This window comes from Streptomyces flaveolus (assembly GCF_000716535.1).
Taxonomy (GTDB): Bacteria; Actinomycetota; Actinomycetes; order Streptomycetales; family Streptomycetaceae; genus Streptomyces; species Streptomyces flaveolus_A.
In genome coordinates, this window is record NZ_JNWV01000190.1 from 1 (window position 1) to 264 (window position 264).

The 264-nt window shown below is 71.6% G+C and carries 1 protein-coding gene; it reads left to right on the forward strand.

Going from position 1 to position 264, the window contains the following annotated elements:
* Nucleotides 1-264, forward strand: a 264-nt coding sequence (locus tag OO52_RS45795; RefSeq protein WP_030659555.1) for an LLM class flavin-dependent oxidoreductase, incomplete at both ends; no start/stop codon positions are given.

Sequence of the window (264 nt, forward strand, 5' to 3'; positions counted from 1 at the left end):
GCACCTGGCCGACGGCCGGGTGGACCTGATGATGGGCCGCGGCAACACCGGGCCGGTGTACCCGTGGTTCGGCAAGGACATCCGCGACGGCATCGACCTGGCGATCGAGAACTACGCGCTGCTGCGCCGGCTGTGGCGTGAGGACGTGGTGGACTGGGAGGGCAGGTTCCGCACCCCGCTGCAGGGCTTCACCTCCACCCCGCGCCCGCTCGACGACGTCCCGCCGTTCGTCTGGCACGGCTCGATCCGCTCGCCGGAGATCGC